Origin of the sequence: Nocardioides malaquae, from assembly GCF_015070385.1 — a bacterium.
GTDB classification, from domain to species: domain Bacteria; phylum Actinomycetota; class Actinomycetes; order Propionibacteriales; family Nocardioidaceae; genus Nocardioides; species Nocardioides malaquae.
In genome coordinates this window covers 68,646-87,345 of sequence record NZ_JADCSA010000004.1, presented here as the reverse complement: position 1 = coordinate 87,345, position 18,700 = coordinate 68,646, and the positions used below count along the sequence as shown (strand labels likewise).

8 protein-coding genes are annotated in these 18,700 nt (G+C 73.4%); 1 reads left to right on the top strand and 7 read right to left on the bottom strand.

The genetic code is table 11. From position 1 onward, the window contains the following. Positions 1-5,456 (bottom strand): type I polyketide synthase (locus IEQ44_RS05420; RefSeq protein WP_193637422.1); only part of this gene is annotated, 5,456 nt, incomplete at its 3' end. A 326-nt stretch (positions 5,457-5,782) separates the two neighbouring features. Between IEQ44_RS05420 and IEQ44_RS05415 the strand changes: the two genes are divergently transcribed. Continuing rightward, positions 5,783-7,258 (top strand): wax ester/triacylglycerol synthase family O-acyltransferase, encoded by a 1,476-nt coding sequence (locus tag IEQ44_RS05415; RefSeq protein WP_193637421.1) that lies wholly within the window; start codon positions 5,783-5,785, stop codon positions 7,256-7,258. Here IEQ44_RS05415 and IEQ44_RS05410 read toward each other — a convergent pair. From IEQ44_RS05410 to IEQ44_RS05385, 6 genes are all read right to left on the bottom strand, one after another. Then, complete coding sequence (locus IEQ44_RS05410; RefSeq protein WP_193637420.1) at positions 7,220-7,843, bottom strand: ACT domain-containing protein; 624 nt, start codon at positions 7,841-7,843, stop codon at positions 7,220-7,222. The two genes, IEQ44_RS05415 and IEQ44_RS05410, sit on opposite strands and share 39 nt — an antisense overlap. Positions 7,844-7,963: 120 nt before the next feature. Continuing rightward, positions 7,964-9,814, bottom strand: coding sequence for an exodeoxyribonuclease V subunit alpha (gene recD / locus IEQ44_RS05405; protein WP_193637419.1), 1,851 nt, complete (start codon positions 9,812-9,814; stop codon positions 7,964-7,966). Beyond that, entirely contained in the window at positions 9,811-13,194 is a 3,384-nt protein-coding gene (locus IEQ44_RS05400; RefSeq protein ID WP_193637418.1) for a UvrD-helicase domain-containing protein, read from the bottom strand. The genes recD and IEQ44_RS05400 overlap by 4 nt, the downstream gene beginning before the upstream one ends. A 1-nt stretch (position 13,195) precedes the next feature. Beyond that, positions 13,196-16,615 (bottom strand): exodeoxyribonuclease V subunit gamma, encoded by a 3,420-nt coding sequence (recC, locus tag IEQ44_RS05395; protein WP_193637417.1) that lies wholly within the window; start codon positions 16,613-16,615, stop codon positions 13,196-13,198. A gap of 41 nt (positions 16,616-16,656) precedes the next feature. Next, positions 16,657-18,408 carry an endonuclease/exonuclease/phosphatase family protein gene (locus IEQ44_RS05390; protein ID WP_193637416.1) on the bottom strand — a complete coding sequence of 584 codons (1,752 nt, stop codon included), beginning with the start codon at positions 18,406-18,408 and terminating at the stop codon, positions 16,657-16,659. Positions 18,409-18,444: 36 nt separating this feature from the next. Beyond that, a partial coding sequence (locus IEQ44_RS05385; protein WP_227486976.1) for a hypothetical protein occupies positions 18,445-18,700 on the bottom strand: 256 nt, incomplete at its 5' end.

The following is an 18,700-nucleotide window of genomic DNA, read 5'->3' as shown; positions in this document are numbered from 1 at the left end:
CCGCCGAGTCCGACGCGGGTGGCGAGCTCGCCGACGATCTCGATGCGCTTGATGGAGTCGATGGAGAGGTCGGCCTCCAGGTCGAGGTCGGGCTCGAGCATGTCGACGGGGTAGCCGGTGCGCTCGGAGACGACCTCCTGCACGGCAGCCATCAGGTCGACGCTGGAAGGCGGGGTGGAGGACGGGGCGGCGGTCTCGCCGGACGTCATACGGACGGTGTCAGCGGGGGCTCCGTCCGTATGACGCGGCGCGGCAGCCTCGGCGGCGGATGCGGCGGGGGCGGCTTGGACGGGCTGCACTGCCGGGGCCGCCTGCGTGACCGGGGCCGCCTCGACGGCGCGTACGCCCTGGGCGGCGGTGGCCGCGTCGGTCGCCGGCTGCTGCACCGCCACGGAGGCGGTCGCCGTGGTGGCTGTGGGGGCCGTGACGGGCGCCCCCAGGTAGCGCAGGAGCACGTCGCGCTCGGCGGCCACGACCTGGCGCATGGAGCGCAGGTACTCGTGGACGACGGCGTCGGCGCCCTGTACGGCCGGGGCGGGGCCGGCGGGGGCGGGGGCGGGGGCGGAGGTGAACTCGGTCATCAGGGTTCCTTCTCCGTCGATGACGGTGGGCTGGAGCGGGCTGCCCACGGACGCCGCTGCAGGCGCGGTCGCGGGCTGCGGTGCGTCAAGGGGAGCGGCAACGGGAGCGACGGGGGCCGCGGCCCGCTGCAGGGCCGGCATGGTGCTGGCCGGCTGGAAGCTGTTGCGCAGCGCCTGGCCGTCGGGGCCACGCACGAAGGCGCCGTCGACGGTCCAGTTCGGCGCCCGGAGCGGCCAGGCGCGCAGGTCGGCGACCCGGGCGCGGCCCTCGAAGAGCGCACCCTCCTCGACGGGCACCCCGAGCAGGGCCAGCTGCGCGAGCGCCTCGAGGAAGCGGCGCAGGCCGGGCTCCCCGGGCACGTCGCAGGCGACCACGTGGTGGGGGCGATCGCCCAGGATCTTGGTGACCTGGCCGGTGAGCACGCGGCCCGGTCCGGCCTCGACGAAGGTGCGCACCCCGGCGGCGTACATCGACTCGACCTGGTCGACGAAGCGGACGCCCTCGGCGACCTGGTCGGCGAGCAGCGAGCGTACGGCGGCGGGGTCGTCGGTGGGGTAGGGCTCGGCGGTCGCGTTGGACCACACCGGGAAGGCGGGGGTGCCGACCTCGACCTCGGCGAGTCGCTCGGCGAGGAGCTCGGAGGCGTGGGCCACGAGCGGGGAGTGGAAGGCACACGCGACCGGGATCAGTGTGGCGCGCACACCGTCGGCCTCCCACGCCTCCACGGCTGCCCGCACCGACGTGGTGGGGCCGGAGACGACGACCTGACGCGGCGCGTTGTGGTTGGCGACCACGAGGTCGGGCCAGGCGGCGAGACGCTCGGTGACCTCTGGCAGGGTGAGGGAGACGGCGGCCATCGTGCCCGGGTCGCCGCCCGACTGCTCGACGGCGCCGAGCACCGCCGCGCCCCTGGCGGCGCTCAGGGCGAGCAGGGTGGCGTCGTCGAAGACACCCGCCGCGGCGAGGGCGGGCAGCTCGCCGTAGCTGTGGCCACCGGCGACGTCGGGGGTGACACCGACGCGGCGCAGCAGCCGGGTCATGGCGAGGGCTGCCAGTCCCAGAGTCGGCTGCGCCACGTCGGTGGCCGTGATGGCTGCCTTCTGGGCAGCGCGCTGCTCGGCGGTGAAGGCGGTGGAGGGGAACATCGCGTCCGTCCACCGCTCGCCGGCCCGCAGGAGGTCGTCGAGACCACCGAAGGTGACGAAGAGGTCGTTGAGCATGCCGGGACGCTGGCTGCCCTGGCCCGGGTAGAGGAAGGCGACCTGTCCACGCTCGTCGGCCTCGGCGGCGCCCAACCCGTCGCTCTCGACGGCGTCGAGGTGACGCAGCACCTCGGCCCACGAGGAGGCGACGAAGGCCGCCCGCACCGGACCACGGCCCTGGCGGGAGACCGCGTAGGCCAGGTCGCGCAGGCGGTGGCGCTGCTGTCCGGGGTCGCTGGTCTCCAGCGCCGAGACGGTGCTGCGCAGGCCGGTGAGGATCTTCGCGGCGTCGGCCTCGGTGGCGCCGCGCACCACGAAGAGCTCGGCGGGCCAGTCGGTCAGGCCGAAGGCCGGACGGTCGCCGGCGTCGTAGGAGGAGACGACGGCGTGGAAGTTGGTGCCGCCGAAGCCGAAGGCGCTCACGCCGGCGCGACGCGTCTCGGCCGCCCAGGGCCGGGGCTTGTCGTGGAAGCGGAAGGGCGAGGCCTCCGCGTCGTAGTACGGGTTGGGCTGCACCAGGTTGATCGTCGGCGGCAGCACCGCGTGGTGCACGGCCTTGGCGACCTTGATCAGGCCGGCCAGGCCCGCGGCGCACTTCGTGTGGCCGATCTGGGACTTCACCGAGCCGAGCACGACCGCGCCGGGCGCGACGTCGGCCTCGGCGAAGAGCTCGGTGAGGGTGGCCATCTCGGTGCGGTCACCGACGACGGTGCCGGTGCCGTGGGCCTCGACGAGCCCGACCTCGCGCAGGTCGACGCCGGAGGTCTCCAGCGCGCGGACCACCGCCCGCTGCTGGCCCTCCTTGCGCGGCGCGGTGAGGCCGAGGTGGCGCCCGTCGGAGGACCCGGCGACGGCGTCGATGATCGCGTAGATCCGGTCTCCGTCCCGTTCGGCGTCGACGCGGCGCTTGAGCACGACGGCGGCGATGCCCTCGCCCAGCGCGATGCCGTCGGCGGCGGCGTCGAACGTACGGCAGCGGCCTGTGGGCGAGAGCGCGTGCACCGAGGAGAACATCAGGTAGTCGTTGAGGCCGTTGTGCAGGTCCGCGCCGCCGGCGATGACGAGGTCGGAGGCGCCCGTACGCAGCTCCTTGCAGGCCGCGTCGAGGGCGGCGAGCGACGACCCGCAGGCCGCGTCGACGGTGTAGTTGACCCCACCGAGGTCGAGGCGGTTGGCGATGCGGCCGGCGATCACGTTGGCGAGCACGCCGGGGAAGGAGTCCTCGCTGAGCGTCGGCAGCCACTCCTGGAGCTCGTCGGGCACCTCACCGAAGAGCTGCGGCAGGAAGGCGCGCACGCCGTACATGCCGCCGAGCTCATTGCCCGACTCGGCGCCGAAGACCACCGAGGCACGCTCGCGGTCGAAGTCGCGGGTGGCGTAGCCGGCGTCGGCCAGCGCGCGGGACGCGACCTCGAGGCTGAGCAGCTGCACCGGCTCGATCGCGGCGAGCGAGGCCGGCGGGATGCCGTAGGCCAGCGGGTCGAAGCCGATGGCCTCGATGAAGCCGCCCCACTTCGAGGGCGTCTTGTGGCCCGCGGACCGGCCGGTGGCGGCGGCGTCGTAGTAGAGCTCGGCGTCCCACCGCTCGGAGGGCACCTCGGTGACGTGGTCGCCGCCGGCGACGACGTTGGCCCAGAACTGCTCCGCGCCCACGGCGCCGGGGAAGAAGGACTCCATGCCGACGATCGCGATGTCGAAGGGGTCGGGCTCGGTGACCTCGGCGCGGGGCGCCGCGTCGGTGGTGGCGGCGGCCAGGTCCTGGGTCCAGGCGGCGCTGCCGGCGCTGACCTCGGCGTGCAGCTCGGCCACGGTGGTGATCTCGTGGCGCAGCGTTGCGACCTCGCCGATCATGTACATGCCCTCGGCGCGCTGCTGCTCCTCGTCGACCCGCTCCAGGCCGTCGTCTCCTCGGGTCAGGCCCTTGGAGGCGATGCGCAGGCGGCCCAGGTTGAGCTGCTCGAGCTCGGCCCAACGCTGCTTGGCGTCGACACCGGCAGCGACGAGCTCGTCGCGGCGCGCGGCGAAGGCGCGCACGAAGTCGGTCTCCACGCACCGGGTGGCGTGGCCGGGCGCGGTCTCGAGCAGGACCGTGGTGTCGCAGTCGACCGCGACCTGCTGGAAGGCCGGCTGGATCGCTTCGGCCTCGACGGCCTCGGTCGTGAAGAGGTAGGCGGTGCCCATCAGCACGCCGACCTGGGCGCCCCGGGCAGCCAGCGGTGCGAGCGCGGCGCCGGCCATCGCGGCCGAGCGGGCGTCGTGGATGCCGCCCGCGAGCAGGACGCGGAGGTTCTCCGGGTCGTCGACGGACATCAGGCGCTCCACCTGGGCCTCCCACAGCGCGAAGCTGGAGCGGGGTCCGACGTGACCGCCGCACTCGCGGCCCTCGAAGACGAAGGAGCGGGCGCCGTCGGCCAGGAAGCGGTCGAGCAGACCGGGGGACGGCACGTGCAGGTACGCCCCGATGCCGGCTGCTTCGAGGGCTGCGGACTGCGAGGGGCGACCGCCCGCGACCAGCGCGAAGGGCGGCGCGACCTCGTGCACCACGGCGAGCTGCTCGGCGAGCAGCTCCGGCGGCGCGAAGCCGAGCAGGCCCACCCCCCAGGGCTTGTCGCCCAGCAGCGCGGCGGTCTCGGTCAGCAGGTCACGCACCTCGTGGCCGGGCAGCAACGCCAGCGCCAGGAAGGGCAGGCCGCCGCCGCTCGCCACGGCGTCGGCGAAGCCGGCGCGGTCGGAGACGCGGGTCATCGGGCCCTGGGCGATCGGGTAGGTGGTGCCGTGGGCTGCAGCCAGCCCGGCCCCGGGGGCGAGCGGGGGAGCGGCGGTGGCGGCGGCGAGGTGCTCCTCCACGGACGTACGCAGCCCCTGGACGGCACCGCCCACGGTCACGAAACGCTCGGCCCACCTGGCGGCAACGGCACTGTCCTGGCCGAAGGGCACCAGGTCGGTGAGCACGTCGTGGCCCAGCAGCCCGGCGACCTCGTCGCGGTCGGCCTCGTCGGTGACGCGGGCGGCCGGCAGGTCGGGCCGGGTGAAGAAGCGGTGGCCGGCCACGACGCGGGTCTCGCTGCCGTCCATCGCTCGCAGGGCACCGCGGGTGGTCTCGTCGAGCAGGGACTCGCGCAGCAGGCCGAGCTGGGTGTCGACCACGACGCCGGCACCGCCGCCGGCCACGACTGCGGCGGCGGTGTGCAGGCCGATGCCGCCACGCAGCCACACCGGCAGGCCGAGGTCGAGGGTCTGCTGGAGCAGCACGAACGCCTCGGTGGTGCCGACCCGGCCACCGGCCTCGCACCCTGAGGCCAGCAGGCCGTCGAAGCCGGCCGCGGCCGCGTCGCGGGCGCTGGAGCGGTCGGTGACCTGGGCGATCAGTCGCCGGCCGGGGGCGGCCCAGCGAGCGACCAGGGCGGTGGGGTCGAGGTCACGGTCGTCGAGCGCCAGCACGACCACGTCGGCCTCGGCCTCGTCGGCCACGGCGTCGAGCGCGGGACCGGGCCGCAGCCAGGCGGCGGTGGCGCGGCGGCGTACGAGCTCGGCGTGCGCGGCGCGCAGGTCGGCGGGGTCGCTCACGTCCAGCAGTCCGGTGCCCCCGGCGCGCAGCGCGGCCGCGACCAGGCCTGGGTTGGGGCGGGCGGTCGGGTCGGCCGCCACCACCGTCTCAGCGGTCGTGGGCATGGTCGAACTGTGCATGTGGGCTCCCTCATCCCTTGAGTGACCGGGTCCGAGCCCTCCCTGGCTCGAGCAGGCAACGTCTCCCTCGTTACCCGCTGGTCACTTGTCGGTCCGGCGACTGTAATCCAGCCCACCGACATCTCCTCATCGAGTGTGAGCCACATCTCATTCGACGGTCAACTGGTCGGTCCCGACTGGTCCAGTCCTCGAAGCGAGACAGGTGACTCGCTCCCGGTTCCGTGCGACCATGACCCATCGCCGTGCGGCTTGAGGGAGCCCGAGGCGCTCGTGAGGAACGTCAGTCCGAGCCTGGAGGGGGCCGTCAGACGATGCACCGTCTCAGTGGTGAGGACGCCGGATTCCTGCTGATGGACCGGCCCGGCCAACCGATGAACTCGATGGCGATCGGGGTCCTGACCGGCGAGCACGCCACGCTGACGCTCGACGTCGTACGCGCCCACCTCGCTGCCCGACTCGACGAGCTGCCGTCGTGGCGGTGGCGGATCGTGCCGGTGCCCGGCCACCTGCACCACCCCGTCGCCGTGCGCGACGCCGACTTCGACCTCGACGCCCACGTCCGTGAGGTCGAGGTGGCGGGCGGGCAGCGTGAGCTGGAGGCGTGGTTCGCCGCGCTGGCCGAGGAGCACCTGCCCACCGATCGACCGTTGTGGCAGGTCTGGCTGGTCACGGGCCTCGACGACGGCGACCAGGCGCTGGTCGTGAAGTATCACCACGCCCTGGCCGACGGCGTCGCCGCGATCACCACGCTCTCCCGGGTCTTCTCCGATCTGCCGCTCGAACCCCCGGCCGCGGAGCCGGGGGCTGGTCCCGGTGCCTGGCGACCGGAGCGCTCGCCGCGCGGCCCGCGGCTCGTGCTGGCCGCCCTGTGGGCGTGGCTCGTGGCCCTGGTGGCCCTGCCGGCGTTGCTGGCCCGGACCGTCGGCGCGGTGCGTCGGGTGCGCGCCGAGAGGGAGCGGCAGGAGCAAGAGCTGGCGGAGCGCGGGGGTGCGCCACTGCCCGAGGGCTCCGGCGACGCCCCGCGGACCTCGCTCAACGTGGCGCCCTCCGCGCCGACGGCCGGACGCCGCGTCTACGCCCGTGCGGCGCTGGAGCTGGCTGACCTGAAGACCGTCAAGGAGGCCGCCGGGGTCACGCTCAACGACGCGGTCATGGGCGTCGTGGCCGGCGCGTGCGTCCGCCTCCTGGCGGGTCGGGGGGAGACACCGGACCGTCCGCTCCTCACCACCGTGCCGATGGCGGCGGAGCCGCCCGGCGCGCCGGTGCGACAGTTCGGCAACCGCTTCTGGGCCTACACCGCCCCCCTGGCCACCGACGTGGTCGACCCCTGGGAGCGCCTGCAGCGCATCGCGCAGGTCTCCGCTGCGGGCAAGCAGCGGTTGCAGGCGCTGGGCGTCGACCTGGTGCCGGCCTGGTTGGACGTCATCCCTCCGGGACTGGCCCGACGCGGGGTGGAGGGATCGCTGGAGCGGCTCAGCGACGTCGACGCGGACGTCGACGCCTCGATCCTCGTCTCCAACGTGCGGGGGCCCTCGCAGCCGTGGTCGATCGGGGGGCGGGTCTTCTCCGACCTCCACCTCGACGGCCCACCCAGCAACGGGGTGGGCTGCAACGTCATGGTGTGGAGCTATGGCGAGCGGATGCTTCTGGGCATCCTGGCGTACGCCGACGCCCTGCCCGACCCCGGCGAACTCGTCCGGGCGTTGGAGGAGTCGTGCGCCGAGCTCGTGGCGGCCGCCCGGGCCTCCTCAGGTGTGGGCGCCGTGGCGGATCGACGTCGAGAGTGACACCAGGTGGCCCATCCGGGCCACCTCGGAGTCCAGGAACTCGGGCCCACCGCGTCGCCCGAGCAGGAAGACCTCGGCCCCCAGCGGGATCGCGCAGATCACCTGGTTCTCGTCCCAGCTCTCGATGCGTCGCGCGCGGTCGACCTCGACCCAGTGCACCTCGTCGGGCGCCGCCTCGGTGCGGTCGATGATCTCGGCGGCACCGTCGCCGGTGTGGCGCACCCGCACGGCCCAGTCGACGCGGAACGTCGCCGGCATCAGCTGCAGCATCCGCGAGTAGGCCTCGGCGGGGTCGACGGTGAGCTGCTCGACGAGCTCGAGGTCCATCGTGAGGTTGCTGCCCGCGCCGTAGCGGCTGATCCACAGCACGCTGACGCCGTCGAGGGAGTTGCAGGCCGACAGCACCGAGTCGGGCATGGTGCCCTGCGGCAGCCGGAGCAGCACGTCGTCGACCGCGGTGCCGTGGTCGGTCTTCTCGACGACCATGATCGCCTCGATGTCGGCGCCCGACTCACCGATGGCGCTCGCCACGATGCCCAGCGAGCCGGGGACGTCGGGGAGCTCGAGCCGGAGCAGGTAGGTCATGGACTTCTCCTCGTCGAGGGACCTCGGATCGTGCGGGCGGCGGCGCGCAGCACCACCGAGGCGACCCTACTCGGACCCACGGACAGCGCGGTCGGTGCGCCGTGACACAACCGCGGAATGTCACACCCTCTTCACGTGGCCGTGACCTGCGTCGGCGTCGGCGCGCAGGCGCTCGGACAGGCCACTGGCTCGCTGTGCCGTCCGCGCCACGGCTGCCCGCACCTCCGCCTCGGAGCCGATGACCCGGACCTTCGCCCGGGCTCGGGTCACGGCCGTGTAGAAGAGCTCGCGGGTCAGCAGTCGCGAGTCCTCCGGCGGCAGGAGCACGGTGACCTCGCGGGCCTGGCTGCCCTGGGCCTTGTGGATCGTCATGGCGTGCATCGTCTCCACGTCGCTCATCCGCGAGGGTGCGAAGTCGCGGAGTCCCTCGCTGCTGTCGATGACCACGCGACGCTGCGCGCCGGACTGGACGACGACTCCGGAGTCACCGTTGTAGATGCCCAGGGAGTAGTCGTTGCTGGTCACGAGGAGGGGGCGTCCCACGTAGAAGGGGTCGAGCAGCGGGTCGCCGACGACCTCGCTGAGCCAACGTTCGATCCGCCTGTTCCAGTGGGTGACGCCGAAGGGGCCGTCGCGGTGGGCGCAGAGCAACCGGTGGGACCCGAGCTCGTCGATGGCGCGACGGCCGTCACCGGCGAGGGCGTGGTCGCGGGCCCGTTGGGCGGCGTCGACCGTGACCGTGCGGATCGTGCTCGCGGGGTCCTGGTCGCGGACCCACTCCACGTCGGGGTGACCGGCCTCCAGCACCGCCAGCACGGCCGCGGGGTCGTCGCTGCGCAGAGCAGCGGCCAGGAGGGTGATCCCGCCCTCGAATCGGTGCGAGGTCTGCAGGGCTGCGACGGGGGAGTCGCGACGGTCGCGGTATCCCTCCACGAGGTCGCCGAGCACCGCTCCCGCCTCGACCGAGGAGAGCTGGTCGGGGTCACCGACCAGCACCAGCCGGGCGTCGGGCCGCACAGCCTCCAGGAGTCGGGCCATCATCGTCAGCGACACCATCGAGGTCTCGTCCACGACAACCACGTCGTGGGGCAGTCGGTTGCCACGGTGGTGCCGGAAGCGGGTGCTGTTGCCCGGGTGACGGCCCAGCAACCGGTGCAGGGTGCTGGCGCGGATGCCCTCGAGGCGCGCGCGGTCGGCCGCGTCGAAGTCGGCGGTGGAGGTGCTCACGGCCTCCTGCAGGCGGGCGGCGGCCTTGCCGGTGGGGGCGGCCAGGGCGATCCGCACGCGGCGTCCTTCCCGGGCGTACTGCTCGTGCAGGGCGACCAGGAGGCCGGCGACCGCGGTCGTCTTGCCGGTGCCGGGGCCGCCGGTGATCACGGTGGTCCACTGGTGGGCGGCGCGCAGGCAGGCCTCCCGCTGCTCCTCGTAGCCGGCGGCGGGGAAGACCCGGGCCAACGACTCCTGCATCAGGGCGAGGTCGTGCTGCGGCTGGGTCGCTGCGCGGGCCACCAGGTCGTCGAGCACCTGGGTCTCCTGCTCGTGGTAGCGGTCCAGGTAGAGCAGCTGCCCCGACCACCGCAGGACGCCCGCAGCGACCAGCGGACTGCGGGTCACCGCGTCGGCCCAGGCCTCAGCCTCGGGCCAGGGCAGGGTGGTGGGCCCAGGGTCCGGACCGGCGCCCGGTTCGGTCTCCGGCGCCGGCACCGGGGGCTGCGGCTGGGCGGCGGCGATGGACTCGGCGACGCCGGCCAGGTCGAGGCAGACCGACCCGCTGCGCACCGCGCGACAGGTGAGGGCCACGGCCAGCAGCACGTCGGGGTCACGCTCGCCACCGACGGCCCCGAGGGTCCGGGCCACGTGCACGTCGCCGGCGGTGATGACTCCGGCCTGGTTGAAGACCGCCAGCGGCCCCTCCTCGGAGAGCACCAACCGCGGGTCGTGCGCCCCGCTGTGCACGAACAGGTCACTCATCGCCGGCTCCTGACGTCGGGACGCACACCGTCGAGCAGGTCGGAGAGCTCCTCGACCAGGCCGACGGGTGCCTGCCACGAGAAGACTCCGCAGGGGTGGCCGTCCACCACGGGGGTGTCGGCGCCGCACATGCCGCGCAGGTAGAGGTAGAGCACGCCCCCGAGGTGCGTCGCGGGGTCGTAGTCGGGCAGGCGCCAGCGCAGGTAGCGGTGCAGTACGACCGTGTAGAGCAGCGCCTGCAGCGGGTAGTCGGAGCCCGCCATCGCCTCGGCGAGCGCCGCGGGCCGGTAGGCGTGGGCCGTGAGCGCGGCGTCGACCGGCCCCAGCCAGTTGGTCTTGTAGTCCACCGTCAGGTAGCGCTCGACCCCGTCGACCTCGACGCGCAGCACCACGTCGATGCTGCCGGTGAGGTAGCCCCGCAACGACTGTGCGGCCAGCGTGGGGTCGTCCTCCAGCTGGGTGGCGTAGCCCAGCACCGGGTCGCCCTCGGGCAGGTGGTGGCGCAGCAGCGGCACCAGGTCGCCCAGGCGTACGTCCTGCGCGGGGTAGCCACGCACGTCACCGCCCGCCAGGGGCAGCTCGAACTCCATCTCGCGCAGCCGGTCGCGCATCCCGGTCTCGACGAGGGTGCGGTCGGCCGCGAGGGGACCCATCGGGGTCCGGGAGACCGCGACGAGCGCCGTCACGAGGGCGTCGACGTCCAGCCCCTCCACCGACCACCACTCGAGCTGTTCCTCGACGTGGCGACGCAGCTCGTCGGGCCACGCGGCCTCGCCGACGCCCGGGTCGGCGTGCTCCAGCACGGCGTGGACCAGGGAGCCGAAGGTGGCGCCCATCGGCAGGTCGGCCATCGGCGAGGGCACCGACAGCAGCTCGGGCAGCTCGGGCGTGGCGGAGAGGACCTCGAGGGGCACCGCGTCGGCCTGCTCGGGCACGTCGTCGGGCTCGACCTCGCTGAGCGACTCCCAGGCGCCGTCGCCGCGGGCCAGGGCGTGGGCGGAGACCGCGGACAGTGAGGAGTAGGACGTGCGGCGCCACTCGGTGTCGACGGTGCGGGTGAAGTCGCGCACCGCCAGTGGTGCCCCGTCGGCCCGGAGCGGGTCGTCGTCGGGGCTCGGGTGGGTGGCGCGTTCGGGGGTGAACGCCCCCGCGTCGCGCCAGGCGAGGAACCGCGCGATGAGGGTGTCGTCGTCGACCAGCGGGGTCTCGGCCGGCACGTGTGCCTCACCCGGCCCGCGACCGAGCAGCACGCGGTGCAGAGCGGAGGCGGGCGTGTTGCGGGTGGGTGCGTACCAGGACACCACCTGGGACTGGGCCCGGGTGAGGGCGACGTAGAGGAGGCGGAGGGACTCGCCGGCCTCCTCCTCGCTGCACCGGGTCACGTGCGCGGCGCGGTAGGGGCTGGCCCCGCCCACGTCGCGGCACCGGTGGCCGTCGTCGTCGTGGAAGAGAGGCACGTTGGGCTCGCGCCCGGTGTAGCGGTCCCACAGCGTCGGCAGGTAGACGACGGGGTACTGCAGCCCCTTGCTGCCGTGCACCGTCACCAGCTGCACCGCCTCGGCGTCGGAGTCGAGGCGGCGGGTCCGCTCGGAGGCGACCTCGACCTTCTCGTCGCTCACCTGGGTGCGCAGCCACCCCACCAGGCCGACGGCCCCCAGACGTTCGGAGACGGCCACCCGGTGCAGCAGCTCCCCGATGTGGCGCAGGTCGGTGAGGGTGCGTTCGCCGCCCACCACCGACAGCACGCGCTCGGTCATGCCGCCCAGCACCGCGCACTCCATGACCGCCGCGACCCCGCGGGTGTGCAGCACGGCTGCGAGCGTACGCATCTCCTCGGCGAGCTCGTCGGTGAGACCACCGCCGCGGCTGCCCACGTCGGCGTCGAGCTCGGCGGCGGTCACGGAAAAGAAGGAGGTGAGCGCGGCGGCCCGCACGCGGTCGCTGCGGTGGGGCTGCTCGAGGGCCTCGAGCAGCGCGAGCCACTCGGTGGCGGCGGGGGTGTGGAAGACGGACCCGTTGGCGTTGACCACGGAGGGCACGCCGATCTCCTGCAGGGCCTGCTGCACGGCCTGCAGGGTGGCGCGCTTGTGCGCCAGCACCGCGACCTGGCCGGGCTTGAGCGGGAGCGCGTCGAAGGTGGCACCGCTGGTCAGGAGCCGCTTCACGTCGCGGACGAGGTCGGCGACCACGTGGTCGCGCCAGACGTCGACCTTCGGCATGGTGCCTCGCGCCTCCGGTCCCAGGTCGGTGCGGCGCACGACCCGCATCCTGACCGGGTCGCCGGCGCCCTGGAGTCGCGATTGGTCGTGGTGGGCCTGCACCGGGTGGACCACGATGTCGGGCGAGCCGAGCTCCGCGCCGCGCAGCATCGTCTGGACCGCCTGCACCAGCCCGGCGTCGGAGCGGTGGTTGGTGTCGAGGGTCTGGCGGGTGGTGGCGCGGCCCGCGGCCTGCAGGTAGGTCACGACGTCGCCGCCGCGGAAGGCGTAGATGGCCTGCTTGGGGTCACCGATGAGGACCAGGGTCGAGACGCCGTCGAAGGCGCGCTCGAAGACCTGCCACTGGACGGGGTCGGTGTCCTGGAACTCGTCGATCAGGGCGATCTTCCAGCGGTGCTGCATGCGCTGCCGTGCCGGGGCGTCGGCAGCGTCCAGCGCGTCGGCGAGCTGACTGAGGAGGTCGTTGTAGCTGAGGATGCCCAAGCGCCTCTTGCGGCGCTCGAGCTCGGCCAGCACGTCTTCGGCGAACCGGACCCGGGCGGCGGCCACGGAGTCAGGCTGGTCGGTGAGCGCCTGGCGCGGCTCCACGCGGGTGCGGGGATCGTCGACGACGGCCCGCGCGATGGTCATCGCGGTCTCGTGGCTCCACGCCGGGGCGTCGGTGCCGACGAACCGGGCGAGGTAGAGGTCGTCGACGACCTCGCCGGTGAGCTCCTCGAGGTCTTCGACGAGCACGGCGTCCGGGTCGGTGTCACCGGCGATGCCGAGACTGCGCAGGACGAGCTGGCAGAACTGGTGGATGGTCGCGATGGTCGCGGCGTCGAAGGAGGAGAGGGCGTCGGTCAGGCGCACCCGGCGGCGCTGGACCTCGTCGGGGTCGGCATCGAGCAGCCACCCGTGCAGGGCGTTCGCGGCGTCGGCGGTGTCGGGGTCGGTGACCACCCGGGCAGCTTCGGCGAGCTGGGCGCGGACCCGGTCGCGCAACTCCTGGCTGGCGGCCCGCGTGAAGGTGACCACGAGCAGCTCGTCGAGGGTGGCCGTGCCGGCCGCGACGTAGCGGGTGACCAGGGCGGCGATGGTCCACGTCTTGCCGGTGCCGGCGCTCGCCTCGAGCAGGGTGGTGCCGGTGGGCAGCGGGCCGGTGATGTCGAAGGGTTGCACGTCAGATCCCCCTCACGAGCTCGCGGTCGCCGGTCAGCAGTGGCCCCCACACCCGCCACGCGTAGTGGCCGAGCCGGTGAGGCAGTGGGGGCATCTCGTCGGTGACCGCGGGGTGTGCGGCGTCCTCGGCTCGCAGGGGAGCGGTGAGGGCGTCGAACCCGGCGTGCAGCCCGAAGGCGCGCACGTGCCAGGCGTCGGAGTCCTCCTTCGGGAACCCGGAGTCGTTGAACCGTGGGGTGACCCATTCGCCGGCCGCGACCTGGTTGGGTTCGGCCTCGCGTCCGCGGAGCACGTGGCTGAACTCCTCCGCCCAGGCCAGCGAGGTCTTCAGCGGCAGCGGGAGGGGTTCGCACAGACCCTGCTGCCGGACCTCGACGAGGTCGCGCAGCCAGCGAGCGGCGTCGGGTGCGGGCAACGGCTTGACGAGGGAGAACTTGCCGGTCGACCGGTGCCGTCCGATCGTGTGGAGGGTCCAGTTCTCGTCGGGGGCGCCAGCGGCCAGCGCCAGGGCGTCGAGCCAGCCCGCGATGCGGTGCTTCGCGCCCAGGGAGGAGTAGCTCACCCGCACCACGTTGTTCTGGTGGATGTCGGCGATGGTGCCGGTGACCCGCAGGTCACCCAGGTCGATGTCGACGTCGACCGCGCGCGGCTCCCCCCGCCGCAGGGGCATGGCGTACTCCACGAGGGGTCGGACGCGGCCGACGATCGTGGTCAGCACGCCGGTGCCGAGGTGGCCGGGAGGCAGCAGGCCCCGCAGCTGCTCGGCGACCATCGCCGCCTGGGGGTCGGCCCCGGAAAGCACGTCGCGGATCAGACGGTCGCCCACGCCCCACTGCTGCAGCGCGTCGAGCGTGAGCGGCACCGCGTCGTCACCCTCCTCGCCCTCCGAGGGCGTGGTCACCTGCAGCCGGCGGCGCAGGAACGCCTTGGCGGGGTGACGGAAGAACTCGTGCAGGTCCTCCAGCGAGACCGTGGTCTCCTCCTCGCCGACCGCGGGGCCCGGCGGTGGAGGAAGAGGGGTCGGCACCAGCTCGCGGACGGCGAGGTGGGGCGTACGCGCCGCGCAGGCGCCGGCGAGCGACGTGCGGTCGAAGCTGAAGGGGCGCTCGCCCACCAGGCGACCCGGCACCAGGTTCGCCTCGTCGAACGGCTGGAGCGGGTGCTGGACGACGACGTGGTCGCGCACGGGCGACCCGTCGGGGCGAGTCGCCGTGGCGTCGAGCGCGTCGACGAGCTCGCCGACCGGCACGGCTGGCGGGTGCTCGGAGCCGTTGTGCTCGCCACGGCCGCTGTAGGTCAGGACCAAGGTCTCGGTCGCGGCTCCGAGTGCGTCGAGCAGCAGCTGGCGGTCCTCCGAACGCAGGTCTCGCTCGCCGGTCAGGGGGGCGCGGGCCAGGACGTCGTCGCCGTCGACGGTGGAGACCCGGGGGAAGGTGCCGTCGTCGAGACCGACCAGGGCGACGACGCGGTGGGGCACCGAGCGCATCGGCACCATCGTGCAGACGGTGAGCGTGCCGGTGCGGAAGTTGGAGCGGGTGGGTCGCCCGCGCAGGCTGCGGGCCAGCAGGGCCCGGACGTCGGCGTGGCGCAGGACGGTGGAGCTGGCGTGGGAGCTCGCCGATATGCGCTCCATCTCGCGCGTGAACTGGGCCTCCTGCCAGACGTCGTCGCGGTCGACCTGGGTGAGGGCAGCGACGCCATGGCGCAGGGCGGCGCTCCACTCGCCTGCGCTCTCGGCCCGCACGGCCGCCGTGGTGAAGGTGTGGAGCCGGTCGAGGAACTCCGCGAACCGGCCCAGCAGGTCGAGGTCTCCGTCGCCGACGTCGTCCAGCGGCAGCGTGCCGCCGACGTGGCGGTGCCCGGCGCCCGACATCGCGGCGCCCAGCAGGACCCGTCGCATGCCGGTGAGCCAGGTGTTGGCGTCGAGGCCGAGGCCGAAGCGGCTGCGGTGCTCGAGGTCCTGGCCCCAGCGCACGCCGGCGTCCCGCACCCAGCTGCTCACCCGTTCGAGGTCGTCGTCGCTGAAGCCGAAACGCGTACGCACCGGTGCGGTGGCCGCCAGGTCGAGCACCTCGGTGGCCGTCATCCGGCCACCGGCCAGCTCGACCAGGGTGGCGGCGAGGCCGAGCAGGGGGTTCGTCGCTCCCAGGGCCCGGTCGGCGAGGCGCACCCGGAGGCGGTGGGCCGGGTGGGCGCCCGCGGCGTTGCTGCCCTCGGCGACGTCGGCCAGCCCGAAGGCCGCCGAGATCAGGGGCGCGTAGCTCTCGATGTCAGGGCACATCACGAGGATGTCGCGGGGCTCCAGCGTCGGGTCGTCCTCGAGGAGACCGACCAGGACCTCGCGCAGCACGTCGACCTGGCGGGCCGCGCCGTGGCAGGAGTGCACCTGGACGCTGCGGTCATCGGGGCGCAGCAGGCGTCCGGCTCGTGTCGTCGCGTGGGGCGCGGAGTTGACCCGCAGGTCGTGCTGCAGCCACCCGAGCAGGGTGTCGGGCACCGGTGCCTCGCCGGGGCTCGTGAGGGTGGGCAGCTCGCCCAGGGTGCGGCGCAGCTCACGACTGTCGCGCCCGAGCGACGCCAGGAGGGGGTGGTGGACCTGTCGGGCGGAGGTGTCCTCGACCCGGCGAACCGGCCCTTCCGCGGCCGTGTCGCCCAGGTCGTGCCACAACGACGGCGAGGTCTGCGGGAGCCACAGGTGCACGTCGCGCTGGGTGGCCAACGCCCGGAGGAGGGCGACCTCGGAGGCCGGCAGTCGGGTGTGGCCGAAGAGGGAGAGGCGAGCCGGCAGGTCCAGGAGTGGGTCTCCCTGCTCGAGCCGGGCGACGGTCTCGGCCTGTCGCACGTCGGGGGGTGGTGCCGCCACCTCGGCCTCGAGACGGCGCCACAGCTCCGGTTGCCAGCCCAGGTCGGCGTCGAGCGGGCGTCCCGCGCCGTCGAGGTCGTCCCCTGCCCGCCAGTCGGTCAGGACCTGGGGGCGTTGCAGGGCGTAGGAGTGGAAGAGCCCCGCGAGACGTCGGGCGACCGCGAAGCGACGGGCGCTGCGGTCGTCGGCGGGGTCGCCGTGGCCGAGGTGGTCGGACAGGGTCGCGAAGAGCGGCTCCCCCAGGCTCGCGTCGATCACCCGCAGCAGTGGCCACACCACGTGGTCGGGAGCCCACGGGTCGTCGCGCTCGCGCCCGAGCAACAGGGAGACGAGCGAGTGCGGCGCGAGGAAACGTACGCCCGCGCAGACGCCGTCACCGCCGCGCTGGCCCGTGCCCATGCGGTGGGAGAGCCGCTGGGTCAGCCACCGCTCCACACCGCGGGCCGGCACCACGACGACCTCCTGGGCGAAGGGGTCGGCCAGCGGGGTCGCCAGCAACCCGGCCAGGTCGTCGGCCAGGAGGTCGGTGCGGGTGGCGTGGTGCAGGGTCAGGGGCACGACGGTGAATATGCCACGGGCCTCCGACAACTACAGGTGGCTCACGGAGCTCCGGGGCGTCCTTCCGCGCGTCCGTAGGCGATCCAGTGACTCATGCCGTGGCGGTAGTGGTTGGCGCCGTAGGCCTGCTGGAGGTCAGGGTTGGTGCCCATGTAGTAGGCCGGCCCGAAGTCAGCCGACCCCTGGCGTCCCTCGCTCATGCCGAAGACGGTGAAGTGCTTCATCGCGTCCTGGTTCGAGGCGCCGGCGATGTCGGCGTAGCGGGCCTTGTAGTGGGCGACGTCGAAGAAGATCGACCCCCGACGGCCCTCGTGCTGCCCGTGGGCCACGTAGTGCTCGATGGCGCCGAGGTAGTTGGTGGCGCCGTACGCGGCCGCGACGTCGGGGTGGATGCTCAGGTAGTAGGGCGGGTCGAAGGTGGCCGAGCCCATCCGTCCTTCCGTGATGCCGCGGTTGCGCCAGTGCCACTCGACGTGGTCGTAGAGCTTGCCGCCGTCGGTGCGCACCTTCTCCTGGGCCCAGGCCATCACATCGGGGTGGGCGCGGGCGTAGAACTTGCGGTCGAGCACGAACCGGCGCAGCCGCACGTCGCTGGGTCGGGTGTTCTCGTTGTAGACGTAGTCCTGGACGCCCAGCTGGGCCCGGAAGCACTCGTTCTCCGTGCACGGGGCCGGGCGCGGGTTGGTGCCGTCGCCGGCGGCGGCCGTCAGGCTGACCTTCGCCACGAGGCGCGAGTGGTGCTTCTTCTTCATCTGCGACGTCGTCATCTTGCCGGGGTGGCCGAGGCCGACGAAGTTGTTGGAGAAGAAGATGTAGTCGATCTTGCGGTCCTGCCCGCTCTTCTTCTTCCGCGGCACTGTCTTCGCGCCACCGCGCCCGTCGGTGCGGCCCTCGGTGCCGCCCAGCTGGGACCCCTCGGTGAACTGACCGCCCTTGGACATGCCGGCGGGAACGGCGTAGAGGCGACCCATCGGGTCGTACTCCGTGTCCTCGTGGACCAGGGGCCCGGGGGTGTGGTTGAAGTCCCCGCCCACGACGACGCGACGCTTCTTCCCCTTCTTGCCGCTGAGCAGGCCGGCGAAGTAGTCCCGCATCTGCGTGGCCTGCTTCACCCGGATGTCACGGGCTCCCTGTGGAGGCTTGTCTGCCAAGGGCTTGTCGAAGGCCACGAGGTGGGTCGAGCACGCGTCGTGCCAGACACCGTCGCTCTTGACGTGCACGCAGGCCATGGCGGGCGTGCGGTTGAGCTCTCCCTCGAGGGGCAACGAGTCGGCCGACCACTTCTTCTTGCTCTTGGTCCAGATCGCGACGACACCCTTGGGGAAGACCTTGGAGCCCGGCGCGGTCTCGGGGCAGTGGTTCGACGCGCCCGGCTGGGTGGTGGCATAGCTGACCCGCCAGCCCTCGGGGAGGTCAGCGAGCCAGGCCTGGCACACCTCCTGCATCAGCAGGACCTGCGCCTTGCCGTCCTTCGCCACCTTCACGGTGCTGTTGAAGCGGACCCGCCGCCCGTCGACGTTGCGCTGGACCACCTTGAGGTGGCTGGCCCCCGCCACCTGCTGGATCTCCGGAGCCACCAACGGACCCGGGTCGTTGCTCGGCATCTGGCTGGTCGTCACGAGCCCGGCGGCCACGAGAGCCCCCAGGATCCACGTCGTCATGCAGCGGCGCACCGCATCCCCCTCGGTCGTTCGGCGGGTCCGTTCGTCGGACCGGACCGCGGCTGGGGGACTGCTGCGAGTTCCCGAGGCACGCGGCCCGGCCAGACTAGGAAAGGTGGCTCCACGACGCACGGGCGGGTCCGCCCGACGAGACCGTGGGCCGCAGGCTCAGGGAGCCCCGGGGCGTCCCTCGGCCCGACCGCGGGCGATCCAGTGAGGTATGCCCCGGCGATAGTTGTTGGCGCCGTAGGCCTGCTGGAGGTCGGGGTTGGTGCCCATGTAGTAGGCCGGCCCGAACTCAGCCGACCCCTGGCGTCCCTCGTTCATGCCGAACTCGGTGAAGTGCTTCATCGCGTCCTGGTTCGAGGCGCCGGCGATGTCGGCGTAGCGGGCCTTGTAGTGGGCGACGTCGAAGAAGATCGAC

Bases quoted from the DNA above. Each gene is read 5' to 3' on its own strand.
- IEQ44_RS05415 (WP_193637421.1), top strand. From the start codon at position 5,783: ATGCACCGTCTCAGTGGTGAGGACGCCGGATTCCTGCTGATGGACCGG.
- IEQ44_RS05410 (WP_193637420.1), bottom strand. From the start codon at position 7,843: ATGACCTACCTGCTCCGGCTCGAGCTCCCCGACGTCCCCGGCTCGCTG.
- recD (WP_193637419.1), bottom strand. From the start codon at position 9,814: ATGAGTGACCTGTTCGTGCACAGCGGGGCGCACGACCCGCGGTTGGTG.